This window comes from Flavobacterium suncheonense GH29-5 = DSM 17707 (assembly GCF_000430025.1).
Taxonomy (GTDB): Bacteria; Bacteroidota; Bacteroidia; order Flavobacteriales; family Flavobacteriaceae; genus Flavobacterium; species Flavobacterium suncheonense.
On record NZ_AUCZ01000039.1, the window covers coordinates 1 to 2,126 of the forward strand.

General features: G+C 28.8%; 3 protein-coding genes. All 3 read left to right on the forward strand.

Features of this window, described 5'->3' with window-relative positions; translation table 11 throughout:
• Positions 1-260 precede the first annotated feature (260 nt).
• The 3 genes from G498_RS0109960 (at position 261) to G498_RS0109975 (ending at position 1,929) form a co-directional block, all read left to right on the forward strand.
• Positions 261-842: an FEKKY domain-containing protein gene (locus tag G498_RS0109960; protein ID WP_026981019.1), complete on the forward strand. Its 582-nt coding sequence runs from the start codon at positions 261-263 to the stop codon at positions 840-842.
• A 212-nt stretch (positions 843-1,054) separates the two neighbouring features.
• A complete protein-coding gene (locus G498_RS0109970) occupies positions 1,055-1,606 on the forward strand; it encodes a hypothetical protein (RefSeq protein ID WP_026981020.1) in 552 nt (183 codons plus the stop codon).
• Positions 1,603-1,929 carry a hypothetical protein gene (locus tag G498_RS0109975; protein ID WP_026981021.1) on the forward strand — a complete coding sequence of 109 codons (327 nt, stop codon included), beginning with the start codon at positions 1,603-1,605 and terminating at the stop codon, positions 1,927-1,929. Before G498_RS0109970 ends, G498_RS0109975 begins: the two co-directional genes overlap by 4 nt.
• Positions 1,930-2,126 lie beyond the last annotated feature (197 nt).

Here is a 2,126-nt window from a genome sequence, read left to right on the forward strand (position 1 = left end):
ATCAGTTCTTAACTATATTTGAAAAAAGGGTTCAACTTTAAGTAAAAAGTCAAACCCTGTTATTTTTAAACTTACACACTTTTTGGGATAGTGTCTAATAAAAGCCCGAACCGCTAACAGTGGTTTTGCGAAATTTGGGCTTTAGGGCTTAATTTAATGTTGGTTTTGTATTTGTAAACTTAATCTTAAATCGTTAGTTTTGGGCTAACTAATCCCCAAACTTCGCAAAGCCACGGGACGTTATGTGCAAGCGCTCCAAAATGAGAAAAATAGTATTCATATCATTCCTTTTTATTAATTCGATTTATAGTCAAGATAAATCGAATGGATTAAGCATTAGTGGAAATCTAAAAGTTTTATTTGGTCTTGAACTAACAACACCAAAGAACGCATTAATAGAACTTACACCAAGTCGTAAAGTTGTTGATATTGACAGTGTCGGTAACTACAAATTTGAAAATTTGAAAAGTGGCATTTACAAAATTCAAGTTATCGATTTTAATATAAAGCCAAAAGAGTTTAGCGTTGAATTAAAGGATGAATCAATTACCAATTTCAATCTACTTATAAATGCAGATTGCGAAGTGAATAAAGAAATTGCTGAAATCGATATTCAAAATAAAAAGCCAAGATTATTACTAATTGGTAGTATCGCACCGATTTTTTATAGCAATCAAGGAAAATTCGAAAAAAAATATGAAATAAAATATTATGATTTCGGCTGTACACCGCCAAGTGAAGAATGTGTAATTCAATACAACAAAACTGTTTTTGATTATTTAGACAAAAAATATGGTCGTAAATGGCGGAAAGAAGTTCGAAAAGATGTTATTGGATTATAAAGCCAGCACATAACAGCGGTTTTATAAAATGGTGGGGCTTGGTGATTATTTGGAAAGGTTCGGGCTTTAAAGTCTTTGCTTCAATTTTACTTTTTCTCTTTAAACTTTTCGGTATATTTGTAAACATCAGTAATAAAAAATCCACCACTTTATAAAGCCGGCGGGACGTTATGCGTCATATTAACATAAAATGAGAGAATAAAAAACAAATAATGAAAAATTATAGATATTGGTATATTGCATATATTGTATTCGCTATTATAATATATTTTTGTTTGTCTAAAAAATTATCAATCGCAGATACTGATGTGTCTGGAAAAATATCATTAATAGCATCAATTTCTGAATTATTAGGGCTATCAATAGCATTAACAGAAATTTTTGTTATCAATAATCTATATACGGAGATAAAAAACAAGTTTCAAAACTTATTTACCTTTAGAGAAAGTATAGATTCTATAAACTTAATTTCTTCAGTATTACAAGATATAAGTAATAACAAATATTCTATTGCTATTTATAAACTTGAAACCATTAGAGATAGCTATCAAGGACTATTTCCAGTAGAAATAATTGAAGATACTTTGTCAGAAGAAAGAAGAAATATTGACAAACTAAATAATATTATAACCAAAATAACACTGAAAGAAAGTCAGTCAGGTAAATTAAAAAAAGAGTTAGAGAAAAATTATATTGACTTTCTTTTAAAACTTAATATCAATTTCAATAACATAAGTAATAACCTTAAAGAAGAACTATTATGATACCGAGCAATTATTCAAAATTTATAAAAGAAATTATACAAAAAACTGAAGAAGGAATAGCTAAATGGGAAAAAGGCTTCGAGGGAAGTCTTTTGCTAAAAAGCAAAAATTCAACGATTGAAATTGGAAAGTATACGATTGATGATGAAGAATTACATTATTATTATTTTAAATTCATAAATATTGAAAATAAAAATCAATCAATGTTTAGAATAAGTAATGATCAAAGCGATTATAAAGTAATGGAGAATTTATATATTGTAGCTTCTGCTTCTGCAAATAATATTGAAGAAGAGTTGGATAATTTTTTAGACAGTCTATAAAATACGAACGCATAACAGCGGTTTTATGCTATGGCGGGGCTTGGGATTTTTTGGATTGGTCGGTGTTTGCATTTCTTCTTTAAAAAGAAATTTTTTCTTTCCACTTTTCGGTATATTTGTAAACATCAGTAATAAAAAATCCGCCACAGCATAAAGCCGGCGGGACGTTATAAATCAGTTGCCTTGCGCGCGTAAAA

Bases quoted from the DNA above. Each gene is read 5' to 3' on its own strand.
- G498_RS0109960 (WP_026981019.1), top strand. From the start codon at position 261: ATGAGAAAAATAGTATTCATATCATTCCTTTTTATTAATTCGATTTAT.
- G498_RS0109970 (WP_026981020.1), top strand. From the start codon at position 1,055: ATGAAAAATTATAGATATTGGTATATTGCATATATTGTATTCGCTATT.
- G498_RS0109975 (WP_026981021.1), top strand. From the start codon at position 1,603: ATGATACCGAGCAATTATTCAAAATTTATAAAAGAAATTATACAAAAA.